The organism is Dactylosporangium sp. NPDC051484 (genome assembly GCF_040689395.1).
In the GTDB taxonomy this organism is placed as follows: Bacteria; Actinomycetota; Actinomycetes; order Mycobacteriales; family Micromonosporaceae; genus Dactylosporangium.
In genome coordinates this window covers 187,469-213,901 of the sequence record NZ_JBFAZX010000006.1, presented here as the reverse complement: position 1 = coordinate 213,901, position 26,433 = coordinate 187,469, and the positions used below count along the sequence as shown (strand labels likewise).

Below are 26,433 nucleotides of genomic sequence, written 5' to 3'. Positions count from 1 at the left end.
TTATCGAGCCGGACTGGGCGGAGGCACCGGTCATCGGGGAACGCGGTCCATGCGTCGTGTCCGAGGCGGCCGTTGCGAGGACCGGGCATGACCGGCTCGGTGCGAAGCGGCGCCTGGTCTGGCTCGATCTTTGTGAAGCCTCATCGAGCCAGAGTGGGCGTTGGGGCCGGTCGTCAGGGATCGCAGCCATCGCGTCGGGTCGCAATCGGGCGTAGCGAGGAGCGGGCATGACCGATGTGCTCGATCGGCTGGCCGAGGTCGGGGACGAGCTGTTTCGGCGGGTCGGTGACGTGTTGGCCGGCGGGGGGCTGCCGCCGGACGGGTCGCTCGGGGAGCTGCTGCGGCGCGTCGGGGCGCTGCCGGACGAGGTGCTCGAGCACGCGCTGCGGCTCGACGTCGATGGGCTGCGCGCCGCGGCGCTGGAGCTGCGCGGGGTGGCCGGGCGGTTCGGGGAGCTGCCGGGGCGGTTGGAGGCCGACATCGGGCGAAGCGCCTGGGAGGGCGGGGGAGCCGAGGCGTTCGGGATCGTGTGGGACGCCCTGGCCGCGCACATCGGCGAGGAGGGCGAACCCGCCACGATCACCGGACGGATCGCCGCCACCGCCGCCTACCTCGACGCGCTCGCGGCCTGGGCGGCCGGATTCCGATACGAGCTCGCCGAGGCCATCGCGCGGGTCGCCACCTCGGCCGAGGCGGTCACGGTGCTGACCGCGCGGGGCGAGCCGGGCAGCGACGGGACCGAGGTCGCCGTGGCGGCGGGCCGTATCGCGCGGCGGGTGCTGCAGACGGCCGCCGACGCGCTCGCCGCCGCCGACGAGCTGCGGGGCCGGTGGGCGGGGCGGCTGGCCGAACTCGAGTACCAGCCGCCGAGGGTGCCGAGCGGACCGGCCGTCATCTCCGGCGTCACCCGCGTCAACCTGTGATGCTGGGCGGGGTGCCTCGGGGCCGGCCGATCCGGCGCACCCGCGTCGGCATGTGATCCCGCGCGAGTGATTTCGACTGCCGGCCAATCCGCCGATGCCCGCGCCGGCCTGTGGCGCCGGGCGGGTGCCTTCGATCGCCGGCCCATCCGGGGTGCTCGCGTCGAGCTGTGGCGCGCGGAGGTGCTTCAGCGGTTGGTAAGGCGGGAACCCCGGCCGTTCAGGGCCGGGAGGAACGCCGTCACGGACCGGGACGTTTCTGGTTGTGCACGACTGAGGTGATCTCGGCGAACATCCGGGTCTGGAGTCGATCGAGGTGACATGGACCAGATGCTGTAATGGTTGCGTGAAGCTGGTTGTGCAGGCGAAGCTGGTGCCGACGCCGGGACAGGCGTCGGCGCTGGAGGCGACCCTGCGTGCCTGTAACGCCGCAGCGTCCGATGTCGCCGCGCTGGCGCGGGACGTTCGCTGCTACCGCAACTACGACCTGCGGCGGCACGCCTACCACGACATCAAGGACGGCTACCGGCTCGGCGCGCAGGCCGCCCAGCACGTCATCAAGAAGGTCGCCGACGCCTACAAGACCCTCGCGGCGAACCTGCGCGCAGGCAACTACGGCAAGCCCGGCTCGCGGCGCCGCCGCAAGATCGAGACCAGCCCGATCGCGTTCCGCTGGGATGCCGCGCAGCCCTACGACGCGCGGATGCTGTCGTGGCAGCACGACGCCCGCACCGTTTCCGTCTGGACCGTGGACGGCAGGCTCAGGCAGGTGGCGTTTACCGGCTCCCCGGAACAGGTCAAGGCGGTCGCCACCCGTCCGGTCGGCGAGTGTGACCTGGTGCATCGCGACGGCATGTGGTTCCTGTACGCCACGGTCGAGGTGGACGAACCGGCCGTGTTCGAGCCGGACGGGTTCCTCGGTGTCGACATGGGCATCGCGAGTATCGCCTACGACTCCGACGGCAACCGGTACGCCGGAACCAACCTCAACGGCTATCGGCGCCGCCAGTTGCGGTTGCGTAAGCGGCTGCAGGAGAAGGGCACAACATCGGCGCGGCGGCTGCTTGCCCGGCGCCGCCGCAAGGAAGCGCGGCACGCCGCGAACGTCAACCACACCATCGCCAAGACCATCGTGACCGAGGCTGCACGCACCGGCCGCGGCATCGCCGTCGAGAAGCTGACGGGCATCCGCGACCGGGTCCGGCTGAGAAAGCCCCAACGGGTCACCCTCTCCTCGTGGTCGTTCCATCAACTCGGCGCGTTCCTGGCCTACAAGGCCCGCCGGGCGGGTGTACCGCTGGTCGAAGTCGACCCCCGGTACACCTCCCAGACCTGCAACGGCTGTGGTCACCGCGACAAACGGAACCGGCCTGACCAGGAAACATTTATCTGTCGATCGTGCGGAGTCGTTGCTCACGCCGATCACAATGCGGCCCGCAACATCGCCCAGCGCGGTGTCGAGGGCTGGGGCGCAGTCAATCGCCCGCACGCGGCCTAACCTCGCAGCCAGCGAGGAAGAGATCTGCAAGCCTGCCCATTCATGGGCGGGTAGTTGACCGGATCTGGATCGGGTCGTCGATGAGGTGGAGCTCCATCTCGTGGGCCGGCTCGAACCACGGGGTGTCGGGGGCGGCGGACGGGCGGGCGTGCCAGCGGCGGGCAGTGCGGCGCACGCCGATCGGGTAGATGGTCAGGCCGCCGTCGGCGGTGAAGTGCATCCGCAGGAAGCCTTTGTAGCCGGTGATGCCCTGCGCCGCGAACAGCTCGTTCACGTTCACGTCGAACCTGGACGCGATGACGAGGTAGACGGCGAAGAGTTCGCCGGCGGCGACCGCGGACAACGGGAGGTACAGGATGATGGAAAGGAGGAGGGGCAGCGGCCAGGCCAGGTCGACGAACGGCAGGCTCAGCCAGGCCCACGTGCCGAGCGCGGCCAGGCCGACGAACGCGGCGCCGTGCGACAGGCCCAGCAACCAGTGGCGCGGCCTTCGCTGGCCGGCGGTATGTGGCATGGCCAGCAGGCAGGTGCCGAGCAAGTCCAAGACGACCATGAGCACGGCCGGCGCGGTCACCAGGCGCTGTTCGACGCCGGAGACGAACCGGCCGGCAGTGTTGACGAACGCGAGCATGGTCAGCGTCTGCAGCAGGCCGAGCAGGCCCACGAACATCGGGTTGCGCCACGGCAGGCGCCAGAACACGCCCAGGGCCAGGCCGCGTGACTGGGGCTTGGTCGGGAAGGTGCGGCGCAGATCGTACGTGCGCGAGGGCGAGGCGTTGCGCACCAGCGAGCGCGCCGGGGGCACCGAGATTTGCTCCGGCAGCTCGTGGGTCGGGTAGAGGTAGGCGCCGCCACCGCCGCTGGTGATGAGCTCGCGCTCCGGACGGGAGTACCGCGCATAGTGATGCAGGTCACCCGAGATCATCAGCCGAACGTCGGCGCCGGTGGGCGAGATGATCGTGCGGACGAAGTAGTCGAGGCTGTCGTACGCCTTGCGGTCGTCGGTCGCCTCCACCCAGCTCGGCGACGGTGGGCAGATGATGACCCGGTCACCCGGGCCCATCCTGGCGGCGACGGACCGGAAGTACCGCAGCTGCGGATCGTCGATGTAGGCGCCTCCCTGCACGTCCAGCCCGAGCAGCCACCACCGGTGGGGCAGCTCGATCGCGAAGTACGAGCGCGACTGGCGGGTCCGCCAGCCCCCGACCGCGCCCCCGTCGCCGCGGACGAATAGCCGCAGGAATGCCGTCAGGCCGTCGTACCAGTCGTGGTTGCCCGGCACCGCATACAGCCTCGGCTGCGGCCCCTCAAGCGGCCGCTCAGGCATCGCCGCGTTGAACGGCCCCTTGAAGCGGTCCTCGTACTGCTGCCCGCTCGCCGTCGGATAGACCTGATCCCCGCCGAGCACGAGCACCTCGCCCCGCGGCAGTTCGTGACCGTCGACGGCCAGCGAGGGCTGCGCGAGCAGGTACGCGACGGAGTAGGTGGCGTTGAACCCGTCGCCGGTGTCGGCGGCGTAGTCGACCCAGAGCTCGCCGTCGTCGGGCCAGTCGTCGTCGTTCACCTCACCGGCGTAGCCGGCGCTCTCGCGCAGGATCCGGGCGGGAAGGGCGTCCTGCAGCTCGCGCTTGTCGAGATACGCGCCGAACAGGTCGGCCAGCAGCACCCGCACGGCGGTCCCGCTCAGCAGCACCGGGCTCAGCCACGGCACCGCGCGGCGCGGGGTGAACCCCATCTGGTCCGGGTCGAGCGCGGTCGGCCGCCCGCCGAGCGGCATGGGCGCGCCCTCGTCCTCCTGCGGCAATGGCAGCAGTGGTTCGCCAGGCTCGGCGGTCAGCTCCCCTGGAGCTGGCGGCATATCGTCGGGCATCACGGGCCGTGAGGTTACCCGTGTGCGAGGCGAGGGGGAATCCCCTCGCGCGCCCCCCGGGTTCGTGCCGTACACTGGTTCATCGTTGCCGCCTTAGCTCAGTCGGCAGAGCGATTCACTCGTAATGAATAGGTCGACGGTTCGATTCCGTCAGGCGGCTCCAAGGCAACGCCCTGACCGGGGATACCTGGTCAGGGCGTCGGCTTTTCTGATGAGCTTTTGAACCTGCCCTGAAACCCCTCATTGACCGGCCGTCCACCCGATCGGTCTCACGATGCCTGTTATGCAACTCCGAGACGTCTGGGGCGAGCGCGGGCTTGGCGCCGCTGCCGGCCGCGACGACCCTCCGGGCCAGGAGCGTGCCCGACCGCGAAGTCGGGCAAAACAGCCATCCGGCGCGACGCCGCTCCATCGGCAGCTGCCGCGACGCCGGCCGGCCCGCGCGGCGGTCAGCCGGCGCGGGTGATTCGCAGTGTCAGGACGTCGGTGCGGACCGTGATGTGGCCGTGGAAGAGGGCCAGTTCATCGGCCGTGTAGCCGATCTGGGTGGCGTTCACCAGCGGGTGGCCGAGCGGCACGCCGAGGCGGCTGACGGACTCCTCGTCGGCCAGGACCGCGGAGAACTCGATCTCGGCGCGGCGGACCGGCATGCCGGTGGCGCCGGCCAGGAACTCGAACATGTCGTGGTCGATGCTGAGCAGGCCCGACGGGTCGAGGTCCCGGCCGCCGAGGGTGAGCGGGAGGTGGTCGCGGATCCAGGCCGCGGCCACCCCGTCGACGGCGAAGAGGCGGTCGACGCGCCACACCGGGTCGCCGGGCGTCAGGCCGAGGATCTTGGCGCAGTCGTCCGGGCAAGAGGTGCGGCTCACCGCCGCGTCCTGGAGGGCCGGGCTGTGGCCCGAGGCGGTGATGCGGTCACGCAGTGCGGTGACGTCGCTGATCGAGACCGGGACCCGCGCGGCCGGCTCCCGGACGAATGTGCCGACGCCCCAGGTGCGAGTCAGGACGCCCTCGGCCGAGAGTTGGCCGAGGACCTCGCGCACGGTGGCGCGACTGACCGCCAGCAGGTCCGCCAGCTCCCGTTCGTTGGGTAGCTTGTCGCCGCTGCGGAATTCGCTGCCGATCAACTCGCGCAGCTGCATCTGCGCGGCCTGCAGCGCGGTTTCGCGCCGAGCCATTCATCCCCACCTCTCCGCCGTACGGAGTGTAATAGCGGCAGCCGCTACCAGACCTGTTCGAGCACGCGCAGCGTGTTCCCGCCGATGACCTTGGCGATCTCGTCGTCCGAATAGTCGTGCTTGACCAGCCAGCCGACGATGTTGCCGAATGCCTCGCCCGGGTTCTCCAGGCCGGAGACGTATTCGACTCGGGGGTGCGACGGCTTGTTCCCGCTGTCGTGGGCGTAGTTTCCCGCGTACGTGTTGTGCACTCCGACGTGGTCGCCGAACATCGTGTCCGGGCCGAACGTGACGTGGTCGATGCCGACCAGGTCGACGCAGTACGTGAAGTGGTCCATCACCGAATCGATCGAGTGCTCCGGGTGCTGCTCCGACAGCGTGGTGTGTGGCGCGGCCTCGATGCCGATGACGCCGCCCCGCTCGGCGCAGGCGCGGATCACCTCGTCCGGCTTCATCCGCGAAGTGTTCCACACCGACCGCGCGCCGGCGTGGGTGATGAACACCGGCACCTGGCTGGCCTCGATCACGTCCAGGCAGGTCTGGTCGCCGCTGTGGGAGATGTCGATGGCGATGCCGAGCTTGTTCATCCGATCCACGGCGCGCCGGCCGAAGTGGGTCAGCCCACCGTCCCGCGGTTCGGAGAGCCCGCCGCCGAGCATGTTCGCCTGGCTGTACGCGATGCCGAGCTGCCGCACGCCGAAGCCGTACAGGATGTCGATGCGGTCCAGCTCGTTCTCGATCGGGCTGCAGCACTCCAGGCCGGCGACCAGGGCGAGCCGGCCGTCACGCTTGGCGTCCCGGATGTCGGCCACCGAGGTGGCCAGCCGCACGTGGTCCTGCTTGTAGAGGTCGCTCATCCGCATCCCGAGCGCGTAGATCAGGTCGTTCCACTTCCAGCCGTTCTCGCTGGTCACGCAGGAAGCGCCGGCCATGAAATTGTCGAAGACCGCGGTCAGGCCGGAGCGCGCCAGACCCTCGTAGCCGGTCCGCTGGCGTGCGGTGCGGTTGTAGGCGCGCAGCTGCCGAACGTCGGCGGGGAGGACCACGGGGTGCTCGTGCAGCGAGATCGCGATGTGCTCGGTGAGCAGCCGGGTCACCCGCTCCCGCTGCGCCTCGGAGAGCTCGAGGTCGTGTTCGGGCACCCGCCCGACCTCCGAGGCCAGGTCGAACTCCAGGTAGTCGAGGTGCGGCTCGAGGTACGAGTAGGACCTGTGACCCTGGTACCGGGTCGCGGGTTCTTGCAGCACAGCGCTTTCTCCTTATGGAATGGGCAGCGGGTAGTGGCAGGCGACCGACTGCTCGTCGCCGGTCAGCACCGGTTCGACGTGGGCACAGGTTTCGGTCGCCTGCCAGCAGCGGGTCCGGAACCGGCAACCGGACGGCGGGTCGACGGGGCTCGGCGGGTCGCCGGCGAGGAGGATCCGCTTCCGTTCGGCCCGGCCCGCGGGATCCGGCACGGGGACCGCCGACAGCAGCGCCTTGGTGTAGGGGTGCCGCGGCGCGTCGTACAGCGGCGCCTCTGGTCCGGTCTCGACCAGCTTGCCGAGGTACATCACCGCCACCCGGTCCGAGATGTGCCGGACCACCGACAGGTCGTGGGCGATGAAGACGTACGCCACGCCGAGCTCGCGTTGCAGCCGCTCCAGCAGGTTGACCACCTGGGCCTGGACCGATACGTCGAGCGCGGAGACCGGCTCGTCGCAGACGATGACGTCGGGCCGCAGGGCGAGCGCCCGCGCGATGCCGATCCGCTGCCGCTGGCCGCCGGAGAACTGGTGCGGGTAGCGGTCGAGGTGCAGCGACGGGTCGAGGCCGACCAGGTCGAGCAACTCTTTGACCCGGTCCAGCCGGTGCCGGCGGTCCAACACGTCCGGGTGGATCTCGAACGGCTGGAGCAGGATGTCGCGCACGAGCCGCCGCGGGTTCAGCGAGGTGTACGGGTCCTGGAGCACGATCTGGATCCGCCGGCGCAGGTCCCGCAGCTGGCGACCCCGCGCGGTGTGCACGACGGCGTCACCGAAGCGCACCTCGCCGGACGTCGGCCGTTCCAGCCCCACCAGCATGCGGGCGAGCGTGCTCTTGCCGCAGCCGGACTCGCCGACGATCCCCAGGGTCTCGCCGCGCTGGAGGTCGAAGGACACCCCGTCGACGGCCTTGACCACCCCGCCGGACGTGAACGGCAGCCGGCCCTTCGCCGGGAAGTGCCGGACCAGTTTGTCGACCCGGAGCACCGGGTCATCGGTGGCTGGCATGTAGCAGCTCCTCCCGATGGTGGCAGGCGCTGGCCCGGCCGGACGGCAGCGGCGACAGCGGCGGCAGCGTGGCCCGGCAGATGTCGTCGGCGCGCGGGCAGCGCAGGTGGAACGGGCAGCCGGCCGGCAGGCGTGCCGGGTTCGGCGGGGCGCCGGGGATCGCGTACAGCTCCTCGTCGCGCCGGTCGACCCGGGGCATCGAGGCGAGCAGCCCTTCGGTGTACGGGTGGGCCGGGCCGGCGAAGATCTGCTCCACGGTGGCCCGCTCGGCGATCCGGCCGGCGTACATCACCGCCACGTCGTCGGCGACCTCGGCGACCACACCCAGATCGTGCGTGATGAGCAGCAGCGCCATCCCGCTGTCCCGCTGGATCTCGGCGATCAGCTCCATCACCTGGGCCTGCACCGTGACGTCGAGTGCGGTCGTCGGCTCATCGGCGATCAGTACGGCCGGTTCCAGCGCGATGGCCAGCGCGATCATGATGCGCTGCCGCATCCCGCCGGAGAACTGGTGCGGGTAGTCGCGCACCCGGTCCTTGGCGGCCGGGATGCGCACCCGGTCGACCAGCTCGACCGCGCGCCGCCGGGCTTGCGACCGGGACAGTCCACGGCGGACCCGCAGCAGCTCACCGAGCTGCTCGCCGACCGTGAAGACCGGGTTCAGCGCGGCCATGGCGTCCTGGAAGACCATGCCGATCTCCTCGCCGCTGACCTTGTCGCGCTGCTTCGGCGACAGCGTCAGCAGTTCCCGGCCGCGCAGCCGTACGGACCCGCTGACCTGCGCCGGCGGCGTGTCGAGGATGCCCATGACCGCCTGCGCGGTGACGCTCTTGCCGGAGCCGGATTCGCCGAGGATGGCCAGCGTCTGCCCGGGCTCCAGGGCGAGGGACACGCCGTTGACCGCCCGTACCGACGTGCCGCCCGGCCCGGGGAAGCTGACCCGCAGGTCCTCGACCTCCAGCAGTGCCATCACACGACTCCGGCCTCGGCCAGGAAGTCCCGGACGGTCCGCTGGAACAGCTCCGGCTCCTCGAGCTGGGGGGAGTGGCCAGACTTCTCGAACACGACCAGCCTGCCGTCGGGGACCAGCTCCGCGATCGTCTGCGAGGCGGCCACCGGGGTGCGCCAGTCGTGCCGGCCGACGGTGACCAGGGTCGGGCAGGTGATCGTCGGGAGCTTCGGCTTCAGGTCGTACCGGGGCATGTTCTGCCCGAACGCCGCGTTGTGCGTCCGGTAGTGGAACCGGGTCGAGGCCAGCCGGGCGGCGTCCTTCGCCGGGTCGTGCTGGTGGTCGTAGAGCGGCAGGATCGCCTTCCAGTACTCGCGGAGCTGCTCGTCGCTCTCGAATCGGCCGGTGCCGATCCGGTCGATCGCCCACTGTGGAATGACCGTCCGGTCGGTGGACTTCGCCCGCTCGACGGCGAGGTGGTCGTGCGCCGTGTCGGCAGCGGTGTCGCGCAGCACGAGCGCCGAGACCCGCTCGGGGTGGGCGATCGCGTACTCCAGCGCGATGAACCCGCCGTACGATCCGCCGGCCATGACGATCCGCTCGTGGCCGAAGTGCGCGCGGATCGCGTCCACGTCGGCGACCCACTGCTCGTGGGTGAACGGCTCGTGGTCGCTGGACTCGCCGGAGCCCCGGGCGTCGAAGACGATGACCCGGAACTTGTCGGCGAACGGGCCGAACGACCGCTTCGGCTCGGATCGGGAGCCGAGCCCCGGCGCGCCGTGGTGCACGATCATCGCCGGCCCGTCCTGCGGGCCGAACGCCTCGACCACCAGCTCGGCGCCGTTGATGTTCAGCCGCTCGTGGAAACTCATCGAACCTCCTCGAGGATGTTGGACCCCAGGTCGCGGGGGTAGCTGGTGAGCCGGCGCGGTCCGGTCTCCTCGACCAGCACCGTGTCGGAGATGCGGTAGCCGGCGTGCCCTGGCACGTACACCCCGGGCTCGCTGGAGAGCAGCATTCCCGGCGCCAGGACGGTGTGGTCGCCGTCCTCGACCCACGGCGGCTCGTGGTTCTGCAACCCGATGCCGTGGCCCTGCCGGTGCTGGATGTAGTCGCCGAGACCGTGGTCGCGCAGCACGTCCAGGCAGATCCGGTTGACCTCGGCGCAGGTGCGCCCCGCCACCATCGCCTGGGTGCCGACCTCCTGGGCCTCCCGGTCGGCCTCGTAGTAGCGCTGTTGCTGCGGGGTCGGCTCGCCGATCACGAACGTCCGCTCGCTCTCCACGAACCGGCTCGCCACCGCCGCGCCGAGGGAGAGGATCAGGGTGTCGCCGGGCCGCACCCGCCGCCGGGTCGGCAGGCCGTGCGGCAGCGCCGAGTTCGGCCCGGCGTAGACCAGCCCGCCGGCCAGCTTGGTGGTGTAGACGACCATGTCGTAGTCGGCGTACATCCGGTCCGTGCCGTAGCCGATGACGTGCCGGGCGATCTCGTCCTCCCGGGGCAGTTCGCCGCCCCGGCGCAGCGCGTCGGCGATCAGCTCCCGGCCCGCGGCCAGCATCTCGTCGCAGATCCGCGCCGCCGCCTCGTGGAACGGGATCTCCTCGGGCAGCTTGCGCAGCCGCAGCTTGGCGACCGCGTCGGTGGTCTCCAAGGTGGTGGCGTCGCCGAGGGCCGTCGACAGCGCGCGGAACGCCCCGACCGAAACGCCGGCGCCCACCCCGATCCGGCGTGCCCCGCGGCCGGCCAGCGCCGCGGCGAGCGTCTGCTCGGCGGTGACCACGCCGGGGTATTCGAAGTAGCTGATCGTCTCGACCGTGACGTGCTGCTGGGCCGCGTACTCCTCGTCGAGACGGGGAATCACCAGCAGAGGGTCGCCCGAGCGCGGCATCCACAGGTAGACCGGCCGCTCGGTGGCGATGTAGAAGAACCCGCAGAGGTACGCCACGTCGGCGGGGGAGGTGGCGAGAAAGCCGTCGAGGTCGCGTTCGCCGAGCGCCTCGGTCAGCTGGGCGCGGACGGACGAGTAGAAACTGTCGGGCAGGCGCACGGGTCAGGCTCCGTTCCGGCGAGGGTCGCGGATGTCGTTGAAGCGCATGCCGGCCACGGTGGCGGCCAGTACGAGCAGCAGGATCGCCAGCGACGGGAAGAGGGTCTGCCACCAGGCGATGGCGACCACGCCGCTACGCTGGGCGTTGAGCAGGATCCGGCCCCACGACCAGGAGTCGGGGTCGCCGAGGCCGAGGAAGCTCAGCCCTGCCTCGGAGATGACCGCGCGGGACGCGGTCAGCAGCACGCTCACCACGATCAGCGGGACCACCGCGGGCAGGATCTCGCGGGTGACGATCCGCCAGCCGCTCGCGCCGAGCACCCGCGCGCCGTCGATGTAGGGCATCGCGGAGACGACCAGGCCCTGCGAGCGGATCAGGCGGGCCACCTCGGGCCAGGCGAAGACGCCGATGATCACGGTGAGCGTCCAGACGCTCGGGTTGACGAGCGCGGCCAGCATGATCATCAGGGGCAGGGTCGGCAGCGCCAGCATCACGTCGGTGATGACCGTGCCGACGGCGTCGACCGGGCGGAAGTGCGCCGAGGCGAGTCCGATCGCGGTGCCGAGCACGATCGCGATGAGCGAGGCGGCCACGCCGATCAGCAGGCTGGTCCGGGTGCCCCAGACGACCTGGGCGAAGATGTCCTGGCCGAGGTCGTCGGTGCCGAACCAGTGCGCGCCCGAGGGGCCCTGCAGCACGTCGGTGCCCGTGCCGGTGGGCTCTTTGGCGATCAGCGGGGCGGCGAGCGCCACCAGCACCATCACCGCCAGTACCGTCGCCGAGAGCAGCCCGGAGGGCTGCCGCAGGAAGGTGCGCCAGGCCGGCCTGGTCGTGGGGGCCGCTTCCGCCGCAGGTTCCGTCAGCAGCGGGGCGCTCACAGCCGGATCCTCGGGTTGAGCACGGCGTAGAGCAGGTCGGTGAGCGCGTTGGCAACCACGACAGTGATCGCGAGCATGATGAACGCTCCTTGCAGGACGGGGTAGTCGCGTTGCCCGACGGCCTCGAAGATGAGCCGGCCGATCCCGGGGTAGGCGAACACGGTCTCGGTGAGCACGGCGCCGCCGACCAGCGTGCCGAGCTGGAGGCCCATCAGGGTCAGCGCGGGCAGGATCGCGTTGCGCAGGGCGTGCTTCCACAGCCGGCGGCGGCCGGAGAGGCCGCGGGCGCGGGCGGCGCGGATGTAGTCCTCGCCGAGAACGTCGACCAGGTTGGTGCGCAGCGTCAGCGCGTATGGGCCGAGCTGCACGAGGACCAGCGAGAGCACCGGCAGCACCAGGTGGTGCGCCAGGCTGAGATAGGCGGCGGCGCCCCGGGTGTCGGGGTCGATCGCCCCGCCGATCGGGAACCAGCCGAGCCGGGCGCCGACGAAGACCAGCAGCAGCATGGCCACGCTGGGCACGAAGAGCGCGTGCCCGCCGATGCCGAGGCCCTGGAGCACCTTGTCCGGCCAGCGGTCGCGGTTGGCCGCCGCGAACACGCCGACCGGGATGCCGACGGCGATGGTCAGGACGAACGCCGTGCCGGCCAGCAGCAGTGTCCACGGCAGACGGTCGAGGAGGATGTCGCTCACCGGCTGGATCTGCCGGAACGATATCCCGAAGTTGCCGTGCAGCAGTTCGCGCAGGTAGGCGAAGTACTGCTCGAACAGCGGCCGATCCAGGCCGTACGTCTTGAGCAGGGCGGCCCGCATCTCCGGGGTCATGTCGCCCTCGACCATCAGGGTCGTGGGGTCCCCCGGGAGTAGACGGAGCAAGAAGAACGTCGCGGTGATCGCTATCCAGATCGTCAGTACGGCCTTCAGCAGCCGGTTGAGCACGAAGCGTGCCACGGGGGACCCCCTCCCTTCTTTCTCTGGCGTCGGCCGGTCAGCCGACCGGCTTGACCTGCGCGAGCGAGTACGCGGTGACCATGCCGAGCAGGTCGGAGGGCGACGCGACGAAGCCGTCGAACTTGCTGGCGTTGTAGGCGAACTGGAAGTTCTCCACGTACAGCGGGGTCAGGTACGCCTGCTCGTGCACGACCTTGTCGATGTTCTTGATCTTCTCGACGAAGGCGGCGTGGTCGGTGGTGCCGGCGGCGTCGTTGATCAGCCGGTCCATCTCATCCGACTTGAGCAGGTTGTAGTTGATCCCACCCGGGTTGCTGGACAGGTACGTGCTGCGCAGCTGGTCCATCGGGTTGTCGAAGACGCCCCACTGCGACGCGTCGATGTCGTACTTGCCCTCCTTGGTGCGGCTCAGGAAGGTGTTCCGCTCAACGCACTCGTTCTTCAGCTTGATGCCGGCCTGTTCGGCGCTCTCCCGGAACAGCTGCACCACCCGAGTGATGTTGGCGTTGGACTGGTCGCAGGCGACGCTGAACTCCAGCCCGTCGAAGAAGCCGTCGCCGTTGGCGTCCTTGTAGCCCGCCGCGGTCAGCTTGGCCTTCGCCGCCGCCGGGTCGAACGCGTACGGCTGGATCTCGGTGTTGTCGTACTCGGCGAAGATCGGCGAGATCGGGCCGGCCATCTGCTGCGCGTCGCCCTGGAGCACCGAGGCGATGATCGCCTTGGTGTCGACCGCCATCGACAGCGCCTGCCGGACCTCCTGCTTGGCCAGGTCCTTGTTGTTCATGTTGTACGTCAGGTGGGCGAAGCCGAGCGCGCCGACCTTGGTCAGCTTGATCTTCGAGTCGCCCTGGAAGGTCTTCGCCGCGGACGTCGGCACCGGGGTGCCCATCAGGTCGATGTCGCCGTTGCGCAGCGCCAGCATCATCGTGTTGACGTCGGGGTAGATGCGGTACTCGACCTTGCTGACGGCCGGCTTGCCGCCGGGCGCGAGCGGGTACTTGTCGTTGCGCTTCATCACGTACCGCTGGCCCTTGGTGGCGCTCTCCAGCACGAACGGTCCGGCGCCGACCCAGTTGGAGTCGTTGGCGAACTTCGACAGGTCGCCGGCCGGCTCGAAGACGTGCTTGGGCACGACCGACATCCAGAACCCGACGCCCTCGGCGAACGGCGCGTACGGCTGCGAGAGGTGGAACTTCACCGTCGTCGGGTCCGGTGCCTCGACCGAGGTGACCCAGGTGAGCTTGGCGGCGACGTTGCCGAGCTTGTACTTCATGATCGATTCGGCGCTGAACTTGACGTCGTCGGCGACCACCGGCTTGCCGTCGGTCCAGAGGAAGTCGTCACGCAGCTTGAACACGGCGGTCTTGCCGCCGTCCTCGTAGCCGTACTCCTTGGCCAGCTCCGGCGCCTTCTTGGCCTTCTCGTCGATCCGCAGCAGGTGCGGGTACATCGCGTTGAGAATCCAGGAGTCGGTCTTGCTCAGCGACTGCAGCGGGTTGAAGTTGGAGACGTCGGTCGTGGTGCCGATCCGCAACACCGCGTTGTCGCTGCCGCTGCTGCCGCTCGACGAGTTGCTGTCCTCGTTGAGCCCGCAGCCCGACAGGGCCAGGGCGGCCGCCGCGCCGATCGCGACGGCGGCCTTGCTCATCTTCCTCACCAAACCTCCTGAAGTACGCGAATGATGTTGCCGCCGATGACCTTGGCGATCTCGTCGTCGGAGTAGTCGTGCTGGACCAGCCAGCCGACGATGTTGCTGAAGCACTCGGCCGGGTTCTCCAGCCCGGAGACGTACGGCACGCGCGGGTGCTCGACCGCGCCGTGCGCCCGGCCGATCGCCAGGTGCCCGACGAAGCTGTCGTGCAGGCCGACGTGGTCGCCGAAGTTGGTGTCCGGCCCGAACGCCACGTGGTCGATGCCGACCAGCTCGACGCAGTGGGTGAAGTGGTCCATCACCGACTCGATCGAGTGGTGCGGATGCTTCGCGGACAGGGTGGTGTGCGGGGCGGCTTCGATGCCGATCACGCCGCCCCGCTCGGCGCAGGCGCGGATCACGTCGTCCGGCTTCATCCGGGGCGTGTCCCAGATCGTGCGGGAGCCGGCGTGGGTGATGAAGACCGGCACCCGGCTGGCCTCGATCACGTCGAGAGACGTCTGGTCGCCGGAGTGCGAGATGTCGATGGCGATGCCGAGCTTGTTCATCCGGTCGACGGCGCGGCGGCCGAAGTGGGTGAGGCCGCCGTCGCGGTCCTCGGAGAGCCCGCTGCCGAGCATGTTGGCCTGGCTGTAGGCGATGCCCATCTGGCGGACGCCGAAGCCGTACAGGATGTCGATCCGGTCCAGCTCGTTCTCGATCATCGTGGCCGCCTCCAGCCCCGCCACCAGGGCGAGCCGGCCGTCGCGCTTGGCCGCGAAGATCTCGTCGAGGGTGGTCGCCACCACCACGTAGTCCTGCTTGGCGACGTCGGCGAAGCGGAGCCCGATGTCGTAGATGACGTCGTCCCACTTCCAGGCGTGCTCGCTGGTGACGCAGCCGGTGCCGTTCATGAAGTTGTCGAAGACGGCGGTGAGGCCGGACCGCGCGAGTCCTTCGAACCCGAAGGAGTTGCGTCCGGTGCGGTTGTAGTCCCGCAATTGCGTGACATCGGCCGGAAGGATCTTGGGGTGCTCGTGCAACGAGATCGCGGCGTGCTCACGGAGCAGCCGGGCGACCCGCTCCCGCTGGCCGTCGGAGAGCCCGAGGTCGTGCTCGGGCACCCGGCCCAGCTGCGGGGCCAGCTCGAACACCTTGTAGTCGGTGTGGGGGGCCAGATAGTCGAACGACTTGTAACCCCCATACCGGGCGGCGGGTTCCTGCACGCGTCCACCTCACGTCAGTACGGATTGAAGGGCCTGAGGACGGAGGTCTGACCTCCGACCACCGGCACCGTACGCGAGAGCGGCGCGTGTTAGGAAGTCGTTGTGACCGGACCGTTACCTGTTACGGATGTGTTGCGGTGGGCGGCATTTGCCCACCTCAATCGGCGTGCCGTTGCGGGGCGTCGCCTCGCGACTTTCCGTCAGGGGCGCGCCGCCACGCCGACGCCGGCCGCCAGCGCGCGCTCACCGGGGCAGTCTGTCCCGATACGAGGCCGAGATCTGGGGCACGGAGGTGTGATACTCGACGGGCCATGGGAGACCGTCTCCGCCTCCGCCTAGGCGCCTCGCTCGTCGCGGCCGTCGTGGCGGTCGCCGCCGCGACCGTGCTGGCGCCGTTTCCGGCCGCCGCCCTGCTGATCGTCGCCGCGGCGCTGGCCGGCGGCCTGCTCGGCTGGCCCGGGGCGCTGCTCGCGCTGCCCCTGCTGCTGTTCGCCGACGGCGCTGTGGCCAAGGTCGCCGTCGCGCTTGCCGGTGCCCTGCCGGTCGCCGTGCTCTACGGCTGGCGCCGCTGGTCCGCCCGCGGCGAGCGGATCCGCGCCGCCGCCGCCGTGGCCGAGCGAGCCCTGCTGGCCCGCGATATGCACGACTCGCTGAGCCAGACCCTCCACGCGATCGAGCTCGGCGCCGCCGCACCGCCCGACGGCCGTGCCGAGCCGGATCGGGGCGGCCGTCACGCGGCCACTCCGCGCGACGGCACCGCCGAGGTGGGGCGCGACGCCAGCGGTGTGATCGACGGGCCGCGCACCGACCCGGCCGACGTGCCGCTGCCCGACCTGGTCGCGGCGATCAGCCAGGAGTGGTCGGCGCGCTCCGGTGTCGGCGTCATCCTGCACAGCGCCGGCCTCGATGGCGCGGCCGACGGCGACGCCGAGCCCCGGGCCGCCATCGAGCTGTGCTGGATCCTGCGCGAGGCGTTGCGCAACGTCGCCACCCACGCCCGGGCCGAGACGGTGGCCGTGACGCTCGGTCGCGACGGCGACGGGATCATGCTGGAGGTTCGCGACGACGGCGCCGGATTCGCCATGCCGGAAGGCCTCGACGCACTGGCTCAACCGCAGCGTGACGGCCACCACGGGCTTGCCGGCATGCACGAGCGGGCCCGGCTCTGCGGCGGGCACCTCAGCGTCTGGTCGCGCTCCGGTGGCGGCACCCGGATCACGGCGACGGTGCCCGCCGCCATGGCGGCCGGTGCTTCGCGACCCTCCGGACGCGTCCGGCTGATCGCCGCCGTGGCGGCCGCGGCGGTACCGCTGGCGCTCGTGGCCTTGCTCGCGACGCCGGACGCGCACCCGGCGCCGCTCGCCGCGCAGGACACCGGGCTGCCCCTCGATCCGCGGGCGACCCACGGCCCGGCGACCGCGGGGCCGGCTCCCGTCACGCCAGGTCGCTCGCCCGCCTCGTCAGGCCCGACCCTCGGCGCGTCGCCCAGCCCGTCCGGGCATGTGGCCGCCCCGAGCGGCGCGCCGGCCGCACCAGCCACGCCAGCCGAGCCGGCGACGTCGACCGGGCCGGCCAGCCCGGCCACGACCGGATCCGAGATCCGCACATGCAAGGTCACGTACGTCAAGCGCAGCGAGTGGAACCTCGGCTTCGTCGCCAACGTGACCATCACGAACACCGGCTCGAGCCCGATCGGGGTCTGGTCGCTGCGCTTCGAGTACCCGGCCGGCCAGAAGGTCATCAGCTACTGGAACGCGGCGGTGACGCAGAGCGGCTCGGTCGTGGTCGCCAGCACCGACGGCCACAACCGGGCGCTCGCCCCGGGAACGTCGCTGACGTTCGGCGTGCAGGGCACGTGGCAGGGCAGCAACCCGAATCCGGCCGCCTTCGCCCTCAACGGAGCGCCGTGCGGCTGAGGTAGCGGTTCGGGCCGCACCGTATCCGGCGCGGTCAGCCGTGGCGCTCCTCGTAGGCCTGGCGCGATCCGCACACCGATGCCCGGCTGCACGAGCAGCGGGAGCCGTCGGCGTCCATGCGGACGATGACCGAGTCGCGCGGGACGCTGTGGCCGACGACGCGGCCCTCGCCGTCCGGGGTGCTGACGCGCGCGCCGACGGCAGGGGCCGTGGCCTGGAAACTTTGGTACAAAGGATGTTCGTATTTCAGGCAGCACATCAGCCGCCCGCAGGCACCGGAGATGCGCAGCGGGTTGAGCGGCAGGTCCTGGTCCTTCGCCATGCGGATGGTGACCGGCTCGAAGTCGTTGAGGAACGTGGCGCAGCACAGGTCGCGCCCGCAGGAGCCGATGCCGCCCTGCACGCGCGCCGAGTCGCGCGCCGAGAGCTGGCGCAGCTCCACCCGGCAGTGCAGCGTGGCGCCCAGGTCGCGCACCAGCGAGCGGAAATCCACCCGATGGGGCGCGGTGAAGTAGATCGTCGTCCGCGCGCCCTGCCCGCCCGCGGCGTCCAGGACGTGGTCCACCGCGACGACCTTCATCGGCAGCTCGTGATCGCGGATGAGCCGCTTCGCCGCGACCTTGGCCTCGGCCTTGCGCTTGCGCAGCAGCTCGTCGCGGCGCAGGTCATCGCCGGCGGCCATGGCCACCAGGCGCGGGAAGCCCTCGGTCTCCTCGGTGACCCACTGGGCGGCCCAGACGCACTCGGCCACCTCGGGCCCGTCGTCGGTCGGCACCAGCACCCGGTCGCCGACCTGGGGGCGGAGGTCGCCGGGATCGAAGTAGAACAGCCGGCCGTAGCGATTGAAGCTCACCGCGCACAGCATGCCCATGGCGATCACAGTAACGCGGGTCATGGCCACCGCATATGGCCGCGAGCAGATGAGCGGAAAAGTGGGTAAAAGTCCGACTCGATGCTTTTAGCAGACTCCGTAGCTATATCAGCGCTTTTGTCGTTACCGGTGCGGATGAGCCTGCGAGGATGGGCGTAACTCCGTCCGGGAAGGCGTCGTTGGGGGCAGCAGTAACACGCCCGGTCCGGCTCGATGTGGCTTCACGCTGATCGACCCAGACCAAGCACCCCGTACCCCCCGGTCTCGGAGGACCTCACGTCATGACGCCATCCGTTGGTCTCGCGCGCCCAAAAACAGCCCGACACCTTGTCGCCCTCGCCGCCGCGGGGGCGCTCGCCGCAGTGAGTCCGGTCGCGGCGGCGGCACCAGCGGCGGCGGCACCAGCGGCGACGAGTCCGGCGGCGAGCGCGGCGGCGAGCGCGGGTTGCCCCGACGGGTTCGGCGCGACGGCCGCCAGCAACACGCTCGCGCTCAGCGGTCTCGACCTGCGCGGCCTCGGGCTGGACTTACGCGCCCTCGGGCTGAACCTGCCGCCGCTGCTGGACCTGCGCGTCGCGACCGCGCACTCCGGGTTTGCCAGCGGTCCGGCGCAGGCGGCGGCGGACGCGCGGTTCATCCAGAGCGGCGGCGTGCTGCCGGCCGGGATCATCGGCCCGAGCGTGTACCAGCAGGCGCCGCCGCCGCATGACCAGCCGGCCACCGCCGGGGTGGCCGCCGTCGACCTCGGCGCGGTGAAGGTCGGCGTCGGCAGCCTGCGCGCGCACGCCACCTGGCAGGACGCCGCGAAGTGCACGCAGTCGGCCGGGCCCCGCGCCACCGCCGAGGCCCGCCTGGCCGGGCTGGCGGTCCTGCCGGGCCGGGGCGACCGCGCGCTGCTGCGCCTCGGCGCGATCGAGAGCGGTACCACCACCGGTGTGGGCACGCTCGACGGCAAGGCCGCGGCGACCGCGACCGCCAGCGGCGGGGTCGCGGACCTCACCCTGCTGGCCGGTAGCCCGTCGGCGATCGGTGTGCGGGTGCTCAGCGCCCCCTCCCTGACGGTCTCCGCCGGAAGCCGCAAGACCGTGGACTACAAGGCCCCCGTTCTTGAGGTCCGCGTCCCGGGCCGCGACGTGATCCGCGTCGACTCTGCCGGCTCGCACGCCGACATCGTGCTGCCGGTCGACGCCGGCTCCCGTGCGGCAGCCGAGGACCTGGGCCGCGCCGAGGGCCTGCCGGTGGTCGCCGGCGTGTCGCTCCTCGACCTGCTGGGCGGCGTGACGAGCGCCCTGTCCGGCACGGTCGCCGGCGTTACCGCCGTCCCCGAGGCGCTCCTGGAATCACTGTTGCCGGGTCTGCCCGTTGTCGGCCGTGGCGAGTCCGTCCGCGCGCCCGAGGGCTCGCGCGCCCGCCCCGCCCGCGTCGTCGTCCTCCGGGTCGAGATCGGGTCCGTCGAGCGGCAGACGAGCGCGACCGGCCTGTACGCGAAGGCATACTCGATTCGCGTCAAGCTGCTCGTCCGGACCGTCCAGGGAACGCAGGGAACCCAGGACGCCCAGGCCGACAAGACCACGATCCTGGATCTGGGCGTGAACGCCCTGGAGGCGGCGGCCGCGGCCCCGCGTGGGGAAAGCTCCGGCCCCAGCTCCAGCGCTAGCCCCAGCTCCAGCTCTAGCCCCGGCTCCAGCTCTAGCCCCGGCACCAGCGCTAGCCCCAGCCCCAGTGGGGTGGGCGGCGGCACCGGCGGCGGCGGCACGCTGCCGGTGACGGGCTCCCGCGCCGCGATCGTCCTGGGGGCCGGCGTGCTCCTGCTCGTCGCGGGTCGCATGTTCATGGTCCTGTCCCGCCGCCGCTCGGCGCTCTGAGACCTCTTCGCCGCCCGGGCGGCCCGCGAGGGCTGCCCGGGCGGCGCTTTCCGTCCTCCGTGCGGGCCGAAGACAAAATGCCGCGTCGGGCGGTTTCCGGAGACGACGCGGGTATGAGGAGTGGGTATAGGGGGCAAAGGGACGAGGACGGTCAGAGGGGGCGCGGGCGATGGCGGATCGACGCGGCGTACTGCAGGGTCGTCGAGGCCACTCGTTGGGCGCCGATGATGGCCTGCTCCCAGCTGCCACCAACGCCCGACGTGAACTCGATCATCACCTCGCCGTCGTCGACGAGCATGATCAGGTCGCCCTCGTCCTCCGCGATCACCGCGTTGATGTGCCGCAGGTCGAGCGAGACGATCGGAGTGAGGGGTTCCTCTTCGATCGGCATGTCGTTCTCCCGCTGTGTCGGCCAGGGATGGAGGGCGGGGTGCGGCGCCCGCGCGGCTCGCAGCAGTTGGACGAGCGCCACACCCCGGTCTTTCGGGGGTGGCGGAGACCGGACCGCCCAGCCCGGCCTCCAGCCGAGTAACACTCTAACCCGAGTAGCCCTAAGGCCACAATATGGGTGGCCGATCGACCTTCGTAGGGTCGCCAGCATGATCTCCCGGAGTTCCGGCTTGTCGCTCTACCGGCAGGTCGCGGACGCGATTCGGCAACAGATCATCAGCGGTGAACTGCCGCCGGGGAGTCTGCTGCCCTCGGAGAAGTATCTGGCCGAGGAGCATGACGTCGGTCGCGACACCATCCGAGACGCGATGGCGCATCTGCGCAGCGAGGGTCTCGTCGAGAGCAAGCGCGGTTATCGCAGCCGCGTCCGCTCCGTCCAGCCGCGCGAGCGCATCTGGCTGCATCCGGGCGAGCTCGTCACCGCCCGCATGCCCACGCCGGCGGAGAAGAAGGAGCACAGCATGCAGGAAGGCGTGCCCGTGCTCGTCGTCGGCGACAAGGCGTATCCGGCCGATCGCTACGAGTTCGGCCGCGAGGACTGATCCTGCAGGCCCGCGCCGACCGTTACGCGCGTCACCACGAATTAGGTTGAAATAGGCCGCCCGCGGTACCGATGCTTGTGACAAGCAAGTATCGACCGACGGGGGGCACGGGCGTGGACAAGCACAGCGAGCACGCCGCCATCGCGCGACAGGTCGGCCAGTTCATCAGGCTGTCCGAGCGGCTGTTCGCGACACTCAAGTGGAACGAGGCCGGCCGCGGCCTCGAGCGCCCCGCCTTCGTACTGCTGAGCCGGATCTCGGTCGATGGACCGTTCCGGCCGTCGGTCCTCGCCACCGACGTCAGCCTCGATCTGTCCACGGTCAGCCGTCAGGTTGCCGCGCTGGAGCACGCCGGTCTGGTGCGCCGCCTCCAGGACCCGTCCGATAAGCGGGCGAGCCTGGTCGAGGTCACTGACCTCGGGCGCGAGGTCTTCGCCGAGAACAGGGACCGGTGGCTGGCCATCTGGGAGGAACTCCTCGCCGGATGGACGCCGCAGCAGCGGCAGCTCTTCGCCGCGCTGTTCACCCGGCTCAACGAGTCGCTCGCCGAACGACTCCCGCAGACAGGCACAACCTCGGAAAGGGACGCTCGATGACCACCGCCGCGCCGCCGGAGCAACAGACCCGGCAGCCTCTCACCCATCAGCAGATCCTGCTGTTGATGGGCGGCCTGATGACCGGGATGCTGCTCGCCGCGCTCGACCAGACGATCGTGGGCACGGCGCTGCCAACGATCGTCGGTGACCTCGGTGGCCTCGACCACTACTCGTGGGTCGTCACCGCCTACCTGCTCGCCTCGACGGCGTCGACGCCGCTGTACGGCAAGATCAGCGACCTCTACGGCCGCCGCCCCGTGCTGCTGTTCGCGATCGCGACCTTCCTGGCCGGCTCGTTGCTGGCCGGGCTCTCGCAGAACATGACCGAACTGATCGCCACCCGCGCGCTACAGGGCATCGGCGCCGGCGGTCTCATGACGCTCGCCTTCACCATCGTGTCGGACGTCGTCGCGCCGCGGGAGCGGGGGCGGTACCAGGGCCTCTTTGGCGCGGTCTTCGGCATCTCCTCGGTCGCGGGGCCGCTGGTAGGCGGCTACTTCGCCGAGCACGACTGGCGCTGGATCTTCTACATCAACGTGCCGCTGGGCATCTTCGCCCTCTTCGTCTGCGCCCGCGTGCTGCGCCTCGTCCCGCACACCCGCCGCGACCACCGCGTCGACTACCTCGGCGCGACGCTCATGGTCGCCGGCTGCAGCGCCCTGCTGCTGGCGCTGTCGTGGGGCGGCAACGAGTACGCCTGGGGCTCCGCGACCATCCTCGGCCTGTTCGCCGCGTTCGCCGTGCTGACCGCGCTGTTCGTGGTCGTCGAGGGCCGCGCGCAGGAGCCGATCCTGCCGATGCGGCTGTTCAAGCGGGCCACGTTCTCGCTGGGCAACCTGGGGACGTTCCTCCTCGGCTTCGCGATGTTCGGCTCGATCATCTATGTGCCGCTGTACCTGCAGATCGTCAAGGGCGCCACGCCGACCCGCTCGGGCCTGCTCATGCTGCCGATGATGGCCGGCGTCATCGCGACGTCGATCGTCGCCGGGCGGATCATTTCGAGGCTCGGCCGGTACAAGTGGTTCCCGGTCGCGGGCACCGTCGTCCTGAGCGTCGGGCTGCTGCTGTTCACCAGCTTGCAGGTCAACACCCCGCTGTGGCAGGCGTTCATCTACATGGCCGTCATCGGCGTGGGCCTGGGCCTGGCTATGCAGCCGCTGATCCTGGCCGTGCAGAACGCCCTCGACCCGCGCGACATGGGCGCCGGCACCTCGGCCGCCACCTTCTTCCGGTCGCTGGGCGGCTCGGTCGGCGTGGCCGCCCTCGGCGCGGTCATGAACAGCCAGCTGGCCAAGCAGCTGCACGGCGCGGCCGGCGGCGTGTCGATCAACGCACCGGCACAGGTCCGGGCGCTGCCCCCGGCGCAGCTGGAGATGGTCGAGCACATCTTCGTCAACGCGCTGCACCCGGTGTTCCTGTCGGCCGCGGTCGCCGCGCTGGTGGGCACGCTGATCACGCTCGCGCTACCGAACAAGGCCCTGCAGGGCGGCGCCCCGGCGCAGGCCACGCAGGGCGAGGACGCCGCCGCCGACATGGAGGCGAAGGTCGCGGCGTTCTAGCGCGCAGCGCGGCAATAGCATGAAATATCGGATATGTCCGGACGTGCCGGCGCCCGGACATATCCGCGTACCGCTGGTTACCGGCCGGTAAATGCCGGGGTTCCAATGTGGCGGAGCGCACATTAGCGTGCAGTCATGCGCAGCACCATGATGAAGACACCCCTGCTGATCTCCCGCATTCTTCAGCACGGCAGCACCTTTCACGGTGATTCCGAGGTCGCGACCTGGACCGGTGAGGGCGCCCGCCACACCACCTACGCCGAGGTCGGGCAGCAGGCCGCGCGGCTTGCCCACGGCCTGCGTGAGCTCGGCGTCACCGGCGACGAGCGGGTCGGCACGCTGATGTGGAACAACGCCGAGCACCTGGTGGCATACCTCGCGGTGCCGAGCATGGGCGCCGTCCTGCACACGCTCAACCTCCGGCTGTTCCCCGAGCAGCTGATCTACATCGCCAACCACGCGGAGGACCGGGTCGTCATCGTCGACTCGACGCTGATTCCGCTGCTCGCGGGTGTGCTGCCGCACCTGAGCACGATCCGGCACATCGTGGTGGTGCCGGGCCAGGAAGATTGGCAGAGCGTCACCGCGAAGCTGCGCAAGGACGGCGTCGAGGTGCACCGCTGGGAGGAGCTCCTGCAGGGCAAGCCGGACACGTTCGACTGGCCCGAGCTCGACGAGGACGACGCCGCGGCGTTGTGCTATACCAGCGGCACCACCGGAAACCCCAAGGGTGTCGCCTACTCCCACCGCTCGATCTACCTCCACTCGATGGAGGTGTGCATGGCGGAGAGCTTCGGCCTGGGTCCGCAGGTCCGTGACCTGTGCATCGTCCCGATGTTCCACGCCATGGCCTGGGGTCTGCCCTACGCCGCGTTCATGAGCGGCGCGTCGCTGGTGATGCCGGACCGGTTCCTGCAGGCCGCGCCGCTCGCCCAGATGATCGCCGCCGAGCGCCCGACCTTCGCCGCCGCGGTGCCCACGATCTTCACGGACCTGCTGGCGTATCTCGACGCCAACCCGACCGACACGTCCTCGCTCAAGGAGGTCGTCATCGGCGGGTCGGCCTGCCCGCCGGCGCTCATGCACGCATACGCGGAGCGGCACGACATCCAGGTCATCCACGCGTGGGGCATGACCGAGATGTCCCCGCTCGGCTCGGTCGCCCGCGCGCCGCACGGGCTGGAAGGGCCACAGCACTGGGCGTACCGCTACACGCAGGGCCGCCTGCCGGCCGGTGTCGAGGGGCGCATCGTCGGCCCGACCGGCGAGGTCATGCCCAACGACGGCGAGGCGGTCGGCGAGCTGCACGTGCGTGGCCCGTGGATCACCGCGCAATACGTCGGCGAGGACGGGCCGGACCCGGACAAGTTCGATAACGGCTGGCTGCGCACCGGCGACGTCGGCACGCTCACGCCCGACGGGTACCTCACCCTCACCGACCGAGCCAAGGACGTCATCAAGTCCGGCGGCGAGTGGATCAGCTCGGTCGACCTCGAGAACGCGCTGATGGCCCACCCCGCCGTGCTCGAGGCCTGCGTGGTCGGCGTACCGGACGACAAGTGGGGCGAGCGCCCGCTGGCCACCGTGGTCCTTCGCGAGGGCGCCGCCGCCGACGCCACCACCCTGCGCGAGTTCCTGTCCGCGAAGGTGGCCCGCTGGCAGCTGCCGGAGCGCTGGTCGTTCATCGAGGCGGTCCCCAAGACGAGCGTCGGCAAGTTCGACAAGAAGCGCGTCCGGGCCGACTATGCGGGCGGGAGCCTGGAGGTGGTACAGATCAACGGGTGATGCGACGGGTCACAAGACCGGCGAAGATCGCCCTCCTGATCACCGCGGCCGTGTCGGCCTGCGTGATCGCGGCGTGCGGAGTGGGCCTGGCACTGCGGGACTGGGTGCCAGGGCTCGTCGGCTGCGCCGACCCCACCCACCCGACGAAGACCGCCGTGTTCACGGCGACGGTCCGGATCGAGCAGCTGTACCCCCAGCTCAAGCCGATCCGGTCCGTCCACTGGCAGGAACACGAGGCGCGCGCCCGCAGCTGCCCGGAGATCGGGCCGATGGACTACGAGATGAACGGCTTCGCGGTGATCACCGCGGAACGCGCGGCCGAACTGTCCGCACAGACCGCCTCGACACCCGCCTCCCCGGCGAGCCCGGACGTCCCGGCGGACCTGCGCCCGTTCGCCCCGCCATCGCCGCACTGGCAGGACGTCGGCCACGGACTGCTGCTGGACCAGCCCTCCGCGACGGTCTACTTCACGCACCGCACCTCGTAGGGGAGCGCGGTTCAGGCGGACTTCTTCGCGGCCGCCTTCTTCGCCGGGGTTGCCTTCGCCGGCGCGGCCTTCTTCGCCGCGGCCTTCTTGAGCGGGGTCGGCTTCTTCTCCTCCGGCTCCTCCTCCTCCTCGGCGGCGGCCGGCGTGGCGGGCTCCTCACCCCGTGCCGCCCGCGCCCGCTCGACCGACGCGCGCAGCGCGGCCATCAGGTCGACCGCCGCCGCCGGGGCCTCCTCGGCCTCCTCCGGCTGGACGACCTCGCGGCCGGCCACCTTCGCGTCGATGACCTCCTGCAGGGCCTCGCGGTAGTTGTCCGTGTAGGTGGACGGGTCGAAGTCGGCGGCCATCGACTCGATGAGGGAGCCGGCCATCGCGAGCTCCGCGGGGCGGGCCGTGACGTCCTCGTCGAGGATGTCGAACTTCGCGGCACGGACCTCGTCGGGCCACAGCATGGTGTTGAGGACCAGCACGTTGTCGCGCACGCGAAGGGTGGCCAGCTGCTCGCGCTGGCGCAGGGCGACCTTCACGATCGCGACCCGCTCGGTGTTGGTGAGGGCGTCACGCAGCAGCGCGTAGGGCTTTGCGGCCGTCTGCTCCGGTTCGAGGAAGTACGCCTTGTTGTAGAGGATCGGGTCCACCTGCTCGGTGGGCACGAACTCCAGCACCTCGATGGCCCGGCTGGTGGTCAGCGGCAGGTCGGCGAAGTCGTCGTCGGTGAGGATCACCATCTCGCCACCGCCGAGGTCGTAGCCCTTGGCTATGTCGTCGTAGGCGACCTCTTCGCCGTCGACGGAGCAGACCCGCTTGTACTTGATCCGCCCGCCGTCGTCCCGGTGCACCTGGTGGAAGCGGATGTCCTTCTCCTCGGTCGCCGAGTACAGGCGAACGGCGATCGAGACCAACCCGAAGGAGACCGCGCCCTTCCAGATCGCACGCATGAAGATCCTTTCCGCAGGTGGTGG

At 70.6% G+C, this 26,433-nt stretch carries 23 protein-coding genes and 1 tRNA gene; 10 read left to right on the top strand and 14 right to left on the bottom strand.

Annotated features, from left to right (window positions below; genetic code table 11):
- Positions 1 to 227 precede the first annotated feature (227 nt).
- Both AB0367_RS13940 and AB0367_RS13935 read left to right on the top strand, forming a co-directional pair.
- Positions 228 to 923 (top strand): hypothetical protein, encoded by a 696-nt coding sequence (locus tag AB0367_RS13940; protein WP_366226629.1) that lies wholly within the window; start codon positions 228 to 230, stop codon positions 921 to 923.
- A 343-nt stretch (positions 924 to 1,266) separates the two neighbouring features.
- A complete protein-coding gene (locus tag AB0367_RS13935) occupies positions 1,267 to 2,418 on the top strand; it encodes a transposase (RefSeq protein WP_366226628.1) in 1,152 nt (383 codons plus the stop codon).
- Positions 2,419 to 2,458: 40 nt separating this feature from the next.
- Here the strand turns inward: AB0367_RS13935 and AB0367_RS13930 are convergent, their stop codons facing one another.
- Positions 2,459 to 4,195, bottom strand: coding sequence for a metallophosphoesterase (locus AB0367_RS13930; RefSeq protein ID WP_366226809.1), 1,737 nt, complete (start codon positions 4,193 to 4,195; stop codon positions 2,459 to 2,461).
- A 180-nt stretch (positions 4,196 to 4,375) separates the two neighbouring features.
- On the opposite strand from AB0367_RS13930, the gene AB0367_RS13925 reads away from it, so the two are divergent.
- Positions 4,376 to 4,451: transfer RNA gene (locus tag AB0367_RS13925), tRNA-Thr, on the top strand.
- Positions 4,452 to 4,737: 286 nt separating this feature from the next.
- Here AB0367_RS13925 and AB0367_RS13920 read toward each other — a convergent pair.
- From AB0367_RS13920 to AB0367_RS13875, 10 genes are read right to left on the bottom strand one after another with little or no spacing between them, the layout of a single operon-like run.
- Entirely contained in the window at positions 4,738 to 5,466 is a 729-nt protein-coding gene (locus AB0367_RS13920; protein ID WP_366226627.1) for a GntR family transcriptional regulator, read from the bottom strand.
- 44 nt (positions 5,467 to 5,510) lie between these two features.
- The gene (locus AB0367_RS13915; protein WP_366226626.1) at positions 5,511 to 6,713 is read right to left on the bottom strand and encodes a membrane dipeptidase; all 1,203 of its coding nucleotides are present in this window, start codon (positions 6,711 to 6,713) and stop codon (positions 5,511 to 5,513) included.
- 12 nt (positions 6,714 to 6,725) lie between these two features.
- On the bottom strand, positions 6,726 to 7,718 hold the full coding sequence (locus tag AB0367_RS13910) for a dipeptide ABC transporter ATP-binding protein (RefSeq protein WP_366226625.1): 993 nt from the start codon (positions 7,716 to 7,718) through the stop codon (positions 6,726 to 6,728).
- Positions 7,702 to 8,688 (bottom strand): ABC transporter ATP-binding protein, encoded by a 987-nt coding sequence (locus tag AB0367_RS13905; protein WP_366226624.1) that lies wholly within the window; start codon positions 8,686 to 8,688, stop codon positions 7,702 to 7,704. Before AB0367_RS13905 ends, AB0367_RS13910 begins: the two co-directional genes overlap by 17 nt.
- Complete coding sequence (locus AB0367_RS13900; protein WP_366226623.1) at positions 8,688 to 9,539, bottom strand: alpha/beta hydrolase; 852 nt, start codon at positions 9,537 to 9,539, stop codon at positions 8,688 to 8,690. Before AB0367_RS13900 ends, AB0367_RS13905 begins: the two co-directional genes overlap by 1 nt.
- Positions 9,536 to 10,714: a Xaa-Pro peptidase family protein gene (locus AB0367_RS13895; RefSeq protein WP_366226622.1), complete on the bottom strand. Its 1,179-nt coding sequence runs from the start codon at positions 10,712 to 10,714 to the stop codon at positions 9,536 to 9,538. The genes AB0367_RS13900 and AB0367_RS13895 overlap by 4 nt, the downstream gene beginning before the upstream one ends.
- Before the next feature lie 3 nt (positions 10,715 to 10,717).
- The gene (locus AB0367_RS13890) at positions 10,718 to 11,593 is read right to left on the bottom strand and encodes an ABC transporter permease (RefSeq protein ID WP_366226621.1); all 876 of its coding nucleotides are present in this window, start codon (positions 11,591 to 11,593) and stop codon (positions 10,718 to 10,720) included.
- On the bottom strand, positions 11,590 to 12,543 hold the full coding sequence (locus AB0367_RS13885; RefSeq protein ID WP_366226620.1) for an ABC transporter permease: 954 nt from the start codon (positions 12,541 to 12,543) through the stop codon (positions 11,590 to 11,592). The genes AB0367_RS13890 and AB0367_RS13885 overlap by 4 nt, the downstream gene beginning before the upstream one ends.
- Positions 12,544 to 12,580: 37 nt before the next feature.
- The gene (locus tag AB0367_RS13880) at positions 12,581 to 14,191 is read right to left on the bottom strand and encodes an ABC transporter substrate-binding protein (protein ID WP_366226619.1); all 1,611 of its coding nucleotides are present in this window, start codon (positions 14,189 to 14,191) and stop codon (positions 12,581 to 12,583) included.
- 5 nt (positions 14,192 to 14,196) lie between these two features.
- Positions 14,197 to 15,399 (bottom strand): membrane dipeptidase, encoded by a 1,203-nt coding sequence (locus AB0367_RS13875; protein ID WP_366226618.1) that lies wholly within the window; start codon positions 15,397 to 15,399, stop codon positions 14,197 to 14,199.
- Between the two features lie 311 nt (positions 15,400 to 15,710).
- On the opposite strand from AB0367_RS13875, the gene AB0367_RS13870 reads away from it, so the two are divergent.
- Complete coding sequence (locus AB0367_RS13870; RefSeq protein WP_366226617.1) at positions 15,711 to 17,315, top strand: cellulose binding domain-containing protein; 1,605 nt, start codon at positions 15,711 to 15,713, stop codon at positions 17,313 to 17,315.
- A gap of 34 nt (positions 17,316 to 17,349) precedes the next feature.
- Here AB0367_RS13870 and ricT read toward each other — a convergent pair whose 3' ends face one another.
- A complete protein-coding gene (gene ricT / locus AB0367_RS13865) occupies positions 17,350 to 18,186 on the bottom strand; it encodes a regulatory iron-sulfur-containing complex subunit RicT (protein WP_366226808.1) in 837 nt (278 codons plus the stop codon).
- Positions 18,187 to 18,548: 362 nt separating this feature from the next.
- On the opposite strand from ricT, the gene AB0367_RS13860 reads away from it, so the two are divergent.
- Entirely contained in the window at positions 18,549 to 20,051 is a 1,503-nt protein-coding gene (locus tag AB0367_RS13860; protein WP_366226616.1) for a hypothetical protein, read from the top strand.
- Positions 20,052 to 20,202: 151 nt separating this feature from the next.
- Here AB0367_RS13860 and AB0367_RS13855 read toward each other — a convergent pair whose 3' ends face one another.
- On the bottom strand, positions 20,203 to 20,442 hold the full coding sequence (locus AB0367_RS13855; RefSeq protein WP_366226615.1) for a hypothetical protein: 240 nt from the start codon (positions 20,440 to 20,442) through the stop codon (positions 20,203 to 20,205).
- Between the two features lie 229 nt (positions 20,443 to 20,671).
- Here AB0367_RS13855 and AB0367_RS13850 point away from each other — a divergent pair, with 229 nt between their 5' ends.
- From AB0367_RS13850 to AB0367_RS13830, 5 genes are all read left to right on the top strand, one after another.
- Positions 20,672 to 21,043 carry a winged helix-turn-helix domain-containing protein gene (locus tag AB0367_RS13850; RefSeq protein WP_366226614.1) on the top strand — a complete coding sequence of 124 codons (372 nt, stop codon included), beginning with the start codon at positions 20,672 to 20,674 and terminating at the stop codon, positions 21,041 to 21,043.
- 113 nt (positions 21,044 to 21,156) lie between these two features.
- A complete protein-coding gene (locus AB0367_RS13845; RefSeq protein ID WP_366226613.1) occupies positions 21,157 to 21,639 on the top strand; it encodes a MarR family transcriptional regulator in 483 nt (160 codons plus the stop codon).
- Positions 21,636 to 23,198 carry an MDR family MFS transporter gene (locus AB0367_RS13840; protein WP_366226612.1) on the top strand — a complete coding sequence of 521 codons (1,563 nt, stop codon included), beginning with the start codon at positions 21,636 to 21,638 and terminating at the stop codon, positions 23,196 to 23,198. The genes AB0367_RS13845 and AB0367_RS13840 overlap by 4 nt, the downstream gene beginning before the upstream one ends.
- Positions 23,199 to 23,333: 135 nt before the next feature.
- Entirely contained in the window at positions 23,334 to 24,983 is a 1,650-nt protein-coding gene (locus AB0367_RS13835; protein WP_366226611.1) for a long-chain fatty acid--CoA ligase, read from the top strand.
- The gene (locus AB0367_RS13830) at positions 24,983 to 25,471 is read left to right on the top strand and encodes a hypothetical protein (protein WP_366226610.1); all 489 of its coding nucleotides are present in this window, start codon (positions 24,983 to 24,985) and stop codon (positions 25,469 to 25,471) included. Before AB0367_RS13835 ends, AB0367_RS13830 begins: the two co-directional genes overlap by 1 nt.
- Before the next feature lie 11 nt (positions 25,472 to 25,482).
- On the opposite strand, the gene AB0367_RS13825 is transcribed toward AB0367_RS13830, so the two are convergent.
- Positions 25,483 to 26,409 (bottom strand): Ku protein, encoded by a 927-nt coding sequence (locus AB0367_RS13825; protein WP_366226609.1) that lies wholly within the window; start codon positions 26,407 to 26,409, stop codon positions 25,483 to 25,485.
- Positions 26,410 to 26,433: the final 24 nt, after the last annotated feature.